At 65.2% G+C, this 6,365-nt stretch carries 4 protein-coding genes and 2 pseudogenes; all 6 read right to left on the bottom strand.

Features of this window, described 5'->3' with window-relative positions; genetic code table 11:
- Positions 1-183 (bottom strand): annotated as a pseudogene (locus tag XH98_RS25695) (hypothetical protein); the annotation flags it as partial.
- A 218-nt stretch (positions 184-401) separates the two neighbouring features.
- A pseudogene (locus XH98_RS25690) lies at positions 402-620 on the bottom strand (hypothetical protein); the annotation flags it as partial.
- 72 nt (positions 621-692) lie between these two features.
- The gene (locus XH98_RS25685; RefSeq protein ID WP_271620278.1) at positions 693-1,079 is read right to left on the bottom strand and encodes a VOC family protein; all 387 of its coding nucleotides are present in this window, start codon (positions 1,077-1,079) and stop codon (positions 693-695) included.
- A gap of 22 nt (positions 1,080-1,101) precedes the next feature.
- Positions 1,102-1,959, bottom strand: coding sequence for an FkbM family methyltransferase (locus XH98_RS25680; protein ID WP_442868631.1), 858 nt, complete (start codon positions 1,957-1,959; stop codon positions 1,102-1,104).
- Between the two features lie 126 nt (positions 1,960-2,085).
- Positions 2,086-4,029 carry an ABC transporter ATP-binding protein/permease gene (locus tag XH98_RS25675; RefSeq protein WP_271620276.1) on the bottom strand — a complete coding sequence of 648 codons (1,944 nt, stop codon included), beginning with the start codon at positions 4,027-4,029 and terminating at the stop codon, positions 2,086-2,088.
- Between the two features lie 39 nt (positions 4,030-4,068).
- Positions 4,069-6,222, bottom strand: a complete 2,154-nt coding sequence (locus XH98_RS25670; protein ID WP_271620275.1) for a hybrid sensor histidine kinase/response regulator — start codon at positions 6,220-6,222, stop codon at positions 4,069-4,071.
- Between the last annotated feature and the right edge of the window lie 143 nt (positions 6,223-6,365).

Raw genomic sequence — 6,365 nt, 5'->3', positions numbered from 1 at the left:
ACCGGGCGGCGGTCCCTTTGGCGCTTCCTTCGGAGGCTGCTTCGGTTTTCCGTCAGGGCCCGTCTCCGGCTGGGCCTGCGCGACGACGAGCGGCGGCGCGCTTTGCGCATGAGCTGCGGAGCCGGCAAATTGCATCGCGGTCAGGGCCGTCGTGGCGAGCAGCACGAAACGAAGGTTGGTCATGTGGTTGAACTTCCCCGGAAGGTTCTTTGACGATGTGAAGTCGGGTGATGAACAGCTACGCGTTAGGCTGGATTGTGGCGGGCAAAGACATTGCGTCGCGATTTATTTCTGCATGCAAATCATGTCACGAGGACAACGTTCATTGCGTATTCAGGCGTGAGTCGCAATCGCCTCAGATGTGATTGCTCTCGTCTCACATGTGACACAAGCGACGAATTGGCATCCGTCGCGGGATTGGGTGCGAGCGGACCGTTCGGTCCGCGCGATGGAATCTCTTCAGGCATGCGGCCTGGCAATTCATCAGGTCGCGGCGATTGCCCGGGCTCGTGTACCGGCGGCGTGATTTCAGGCTGCGGATTGCCCGGCGGGATGCCGGGCGGCGGCTCGGTCGGCGTGCCGGGTGTCGATGGCGGTATCTCGGGCGGTTCGATCGGCATCGGCAGCACGGGGATCAGTTGTCAGGAGAACGACAACGATAATGCGGCGCCGATGTTCCGCCTCACCCTGCCCTATTCCGGCGCGTGGCAGACGGCCTCGATGTTGTGGCCATCAGGGTCGAGCACGAAGGCGCCGTAATAGTTCGCGTGATAATGCGGGCGCAGGCCGGGCGGCCCGTTGTCGCGGCCGCCTGCCGCCATCGCAGCCTTGTAGAACGCGTCAACCGTGGCGCGGTCTTTCGCAGATATCGCGACATGCACCGGCTTGTTCATCGCGCCCTTTCCCTCGATCCAGAAATCGGGCTTGCCGTTCGCGCCGAAGCCGGCGGCCGCGGCGTGACCGGTCTGCTCCGCCGTCACTTCCATGATCATGCTGTAATCGAGCGGCGCGAGCGCCTTCGCATAGAACGCCTTCGCGGCCTCATAGTCGGAGACGGAGAGGCCCAAATGATCGATCATCGTATCCTCCTTGGGTTCGGCGTCAGCGCGACAGGAACGTATTGCTGCGCGTCTTGCGCGCGACGGTAAAGCCGCGCGCAACCAAGTCAGCGATACAATCCTGCTGCCATTCGTTTTGTGACAGATGCTCGATCACAACGGCGCGGGGCCACAGCGATGGGGGCGCGTCGCGGAAGAATCCGATCAGCACGCGGTCCTCGAATCCCTCGACGTCGATCTTGAGCGAATCGACTTGGGTCACGCCGGCCTCGTCCAGAATGCGTGTGAGCCGCAGCGACGGCACCTTGATGGCTTCAGCGCTGGCCGCGCCGGTCACGACATGCGTGGCGCCGAGATTGCCGCCGCCGCTCTCGATCATCAGCTCGCCGTCGGCAGCTCCCGCGGCCGCCTGCACCAGGCGAACCTGCGTCGCTTTCGAAGCGGAATGGTTGAACGAGAGCCGGCTGAAGGTGAGGGGATGCGGCTCGATCGCGACAACCTTGCCACCGGGCCCGACCTGCCGCGCCATCACCAAAGCAAACGTGCCGACATTGGCGCCGACGTCGACGAACGTGCCGCCGAAAGGTGTGTGCTGGCGCAGGAAGTCGAGCTCGTCGATGTTGTAATCGGGATTGAACAGCGCGCCGCGCTCGGTGGCGCTGCCCTGATGGTAGAAGCGGAACGAAGCGCCCTGATATTGCACGTCGACCGGGCCGCTGCGCAGCAGATGGACCAGCCGCGACATCCAGGGCCGGAACGCGCCGCGCTTCAGCCCCGATCCCTGCACGAGCCTGATAATCGCGGCCTGCGCCGCGTTGGGCGCGAACGCGCCGAATGGCGCAGTTGAAAGGGAATTGTCGGGCGTCAAGCAGGCGGTCCTCGTTGCAGGCGGCGCATGCATAGCCGGTTTTGTTGGGGACTCCAATCGAGGGTTTTGTAGCCCGGATGGAGCGCAGCGAAATCCGGGATTCCCGCCCTGCGAACAGGCCTTCCCGGATTGCGCTGCGCTCCATCCGGGCTGCCGATCTCACGCCGCCTTCCGCTGGCGCAGGAATCGCCCGAGCAGCCTGCGCCGGCCCTTGCGGGGAATCAGGTCGATATCGCTGACGAGCTTGGCGCCGCCCTTGTGGCGCTCCAGCACGATCTTGCGGCTGTGGAAGGCCTCCAGCTCGACACGATGCGCGACGCTGATGATGGTCGCCTTCGGCAGTTCGTCGGTGACCATCTGCATCATCTTGTCCTGGCTCTTCTCGTCGAGCGCCGAGGTCGCTTCGTCAAGCACGACGATATCGGGGGTGTGGAGCAAGAGCCGCGCGAAGGCGAGGCGCTGCTTCTCGCCGCCTGAGAGGGTCTGATCCCACGGCCCTTCTTCGGCAATCTTCTCCTTGAGATGATCGAGGCCGACCTTGTGCAGGGCCTCGCCGATCTCCTCGACAGTCCAGTCCTCCTCGGCGCCGGGATAGGCGACCGCGCGGCGCAGACTGCCTGAAGGCACGTAGGGCCGCTGCGGCAGCATGAACAGCCGCCGGTCGGGATGGAAGTTGACGCTGCCGCCGCCCCATGGCCACAGGCCTGCGATGGCGCGCACCAGCGTGCTCTTGCCGGTGCCGGATTCGCCGGCGACCAGGAGCCGCTCGCCGGACTCGATCACCACCTCGGTCTCGCCGACCACGGCGGTGCCGTCGTCCAGCGTGACGGAAAGGTCGTGCAGCTCCAGCATCGCATCGTTGCTGGTTTCGCCGCGCTTGATGCGGCCAAGGCCGTCGCCCTGCTCGGCACGCTCGAGGCCGTCGAGCGACATCATCAGCGAGGCGATGCGGCGCGCGCAGGCGTTCCAGTCGGCGAGCCTGGGATAATTGTCGACCAGCCAGCCGAATGCGCTCTGCACGATGGTGAAGGCGGAGGCCGCCTGCATCACTTGTCCGAGGCTCATGCTGCCGTCGAGGAATTTTGGCGCGCACAGCAGCAGCGGCACGACCGGCGCAACGAGGCTTGAGCCCTGCGACACCAGCGTGGTCCGCATGTGTTGTCCCGCGAGCCGCGCCCATTGCCTGAGCACGTTGGAAAAATTGCGATCGATGCCGCCGCGCTCTTCCTCTTCGCCGCCGAGCAGCGCGATGCTCTCGCCGTTCTCGCGCACGCGTGTCAGCGTGTAGCGGAAATCGGCTTCCGCCTGGTTCTTGTCCTCGGAGACCTGCACGAATTGACGGCCGATCACCATGATCGAGCCCGAGGCGATCGCGGCATAGAGCACCGCGGCGATCACGAGGAAGCCCGGTATGGTGATGGCGGAGCCGCCAAGCGTGAGGGTCAGCGCGCCGCCGATGGTCCAGAGCACGACGATGAAGGTTGCCGCGGACAGCAGCGCCGAGGTCACCCCGGCGATAAAATCGACCGGCGAGTCGGTCGCGATGCGCAAATCCTCGGCGATCCGGTATTCCGGATTGTTGTGGTCGCCGCCGACGAGGTTGAGCTGGTAGTAGCGCCCGTTCGCGAGCCAGCGTGTCAGCACGCTATTGGTGAGCCAGGCGCGCCAGCGCCGCTGGATGCCCATCCGCGCAAACACCTGGACGACAGCGAGCGCGATACTGCCGATGGCGAGCGGGAAGAACACGGCGCTGAGGTGGAAGACGGTGGTCGCATCGCGCTTCTCGATGGCGTCGAAGATCGCCCGATTCCAGACATTGATGCCGTATTGGAAGCCGACGGTGAGAACGATCAGCACGACGAGGCCGATCGAGAACGGCCAGGCCAAGCGGTCGCCCTTGCGGCTCCAGAAGCCGCGCGCACTGATCCAGAAGCGGGTGAGGAGATAATCCCTGCGCGCCTGCTCGACCTCCTCGGGCGTAAGCTCGGAATCGGGCTCGAGCACTTCCGGCGGCGGCGGGGCGACGTCATCGCCATTCTCGCCGGTAATCTTCACGATGGGCGGTGTCTTGCCCGGCTCACTGTTTCGGACCCGCTTCTGCATGAGCCGACAACGCGAGCCGGTTCCCTCGGGTTCCTGATCTCACTCGGCGGCGCCGTCGCGCACCCGTTTCACGCGCGCCGCGCGGTGCAGGACCCGCGACAGCTCTTCGATCGAATAGGGCTTTTGCACCAGCTCGAAGCCGGCGATGCCGTCCTGGGACAGAGCCTGGCTATAGCCGGTGGTCAGCACGATAGGTACGCTGATGCAGCGATCGCACATCGCCTGCGCCAGATCGAGCCCGGTCATCCCCGGCATGACGACGTCGGAGAAGACGACGTCGAAGCGATCGGCGTGGCTAACAAGTTCGGTGAGCGCGTCGGTGGCGTTGTCGACCAGCGTGATGCTGTAGCCGAGCTCGGTCAGCCCGTCGGCGGCGAAATTGCCGAGCTCGATATTGTCTTCGACGACCAGCACCGACATGCCACTGCCGGCGACGGCCGGGGCCGTGGTCGGCGCCTGGCTCGGGGGCAACAGATCGGCCGGCACGCGCGGCAGATAGAGCGAGAAGGTGCTGCCCTGGCCGACCTCGCTGACGACGGTCACTTCGCCACCGGATTGCCGGGCGAAGCCGAACACCTGCGACAGGCCAAGGCCGGTGCCCTGGCCGACCTGCTTGGTGGTGAAGAACGGCTCGAAGATCCGGCCCAATTGGCCTGCGGGAATGCCAACGCCGCTGTCGCTGACGGTGATGCAGATGAAACCGGGATTTTTCAGGGTCTGGCTGCCGGAGAGATGCGCGAGTGTATCCGGAACTGATGTCGCCGCGTGCACCGTGAAAACGATCCGGCCCTTGCCCTGCATGGCGTCGCGCGCGTTGGTCGCCATGTTGATCATGGCCGTCTCGAACTGGCCGGCATCGGCGCTGACGAGGCAGGGCTCGGCCGGCAGCTGCGTGACGATCTCGATCGCAGGCCCAAGCAGCGTGGAGAGCATGTCGCGCAGCGATCGCATCCGTTCGCCGACGTCGAACACTTCGGGCTTCAAGGTCTGGCGCCGCGCAAAGGCCAGCAGCTGTGAGGTCAGCTTGGCCGCGCGCGCGACGGCCTCCCCGATCGCCGTGATGTAGCGTTGCCGCCGCTCCTCGCTCAGTTGCGGGCGGTTCAACAGATCGACCGATGCGCGGATCACGGTCAGCAGGTTGTTGAAATCATGCGCGACGCCGCCGGTGAGCTGGCCCAGCGCCTCCAGCCGCTGGCTGTGCTTGAGCGCCTCCTCGGCCTCGCGCCGCTTGGCAGCTTCGAGCTGCAGATGCTGGGTGCGGCGGAAGGCGAAGGCCAGCAGGATGAACAGCAGCGCGGTCGCCGGCAGGCCGAACACCAGATGCTGGCTGATGGTCGTGAGCCAGCGGCCGCGGATCGCCGAGGTCTCGAGGCCGGCGCTGACATAGATCGGATATCCGGCGACGCGCCGGTAGCCGATGCGCCGCTCCAGACCGTCGGTCGGCCAGGCGATGGTCATCAGCCCATGGACGGGATGGGCTGCGATGCTGCGGCCGACCTGACCGTTCGGATCGAGCCGGAAATCGCGATCGAGCCGCGGCAGCTGCGCCAGCAGCACGCCATCAGTGCGGCCCATCGCAAAGAAGGAGCCCGGATCGCTGCCGATCCTGGCGTAAAAGCTCTCGAAATATTCAGGCAGGACGGATGCCTGGATCACGCCGATGAAGCTGCCGTCGTCCGACGAGCGGCGGCGGCTGACGCCGAAGAAGCGCGCGCCCTGGTAGGGCGGGCGCGGCGTCAAGACGGTGCCGATGAAGGTTCCGATGCTCTGGTCGACATGGGAATAGAAATAGTCGCGGTCGGCAAAGCTCTGGTTCGGCGGCGGCGAGGCCAGGCTGTTGACCAGCGCCTTTCCGTTGGCATCGAAGATCCAGGCGGATTTGAGCTGCGGCAGCGCGTCGGCGAGTTGCTTCAGACGCTTGTGCAGGGCGGATTCCCGCGACCGGATCGTGTCGTCGGGCAGGTCGCGCACGACCTCGTTGAGCTCGGCCAGGCTCCGGTCGATGGTCTCGAACACCTTGAGCGCGTGCTCATGCGCGACATCGAGCGTCCGCTCGATCTCACGGTCGGCGATATCAACCGTCGAATTGTAGGAAATCGTCGAGGCAATGGCGAATAGCGCAATGGGCAGCGCCAGGGATGCCGCCATCATCCACTGCAGCAGTCTCAGCGAGTTGCGTTGTGCGCCCTGCACGGTCGCTCCGGTCCCCCGACCGGAGAGCTTACTTGAATCTCGCGTCAGGAAGGAAGCGGCTTGTGATGGGAACCGGAGGTTGTAGGCCGTTGAATCGCCCGCGACACGAGATGGAGCGAATTTAAGCCGAATTGTTCCAATCG

It is taken from the genome of Bradyrhizobium sp. CCBAU 51745 (genome assembly GCF_028128715.1).
GTDB lineage: Bacteria > Pseudomonadota > Alphaproteobacteria > Rhizobiales > Xanthobacteraceae > Bradyrhizobium > Bradyrhizobium manausense.
The sequence above is the reverse complement of the archived record's forward strand: the minus strand, read 5'-3'. Positions and strand labels throughout refer to the sequence as shown.

Bases quoted from the DNA above. Each gene is read 5' to 3' on its own strand.
- XH98_RS25685 (WP_271620278.1), bottom strand. From the start codon at position 1,079: ATGATCGATCATTTGGGCCTCTCCGTCTCCGACTATGAGGCCGCGAAG.
- XH98_RS25680 (WP_442868631.1), bottom strand. From the start codon at position 1,959: ATGCATGCGCCGCCTGCAACGAGGACCGCCTGCTTGACGCCCGACAAT.
- XH98_RS25675 (WP_271620276.1), bottom strand. From the start codon at position 4,029: ATGCAGAAGCGGGTCCGAAACAGTGAGCCGGGCAAGACACCGCCCATC.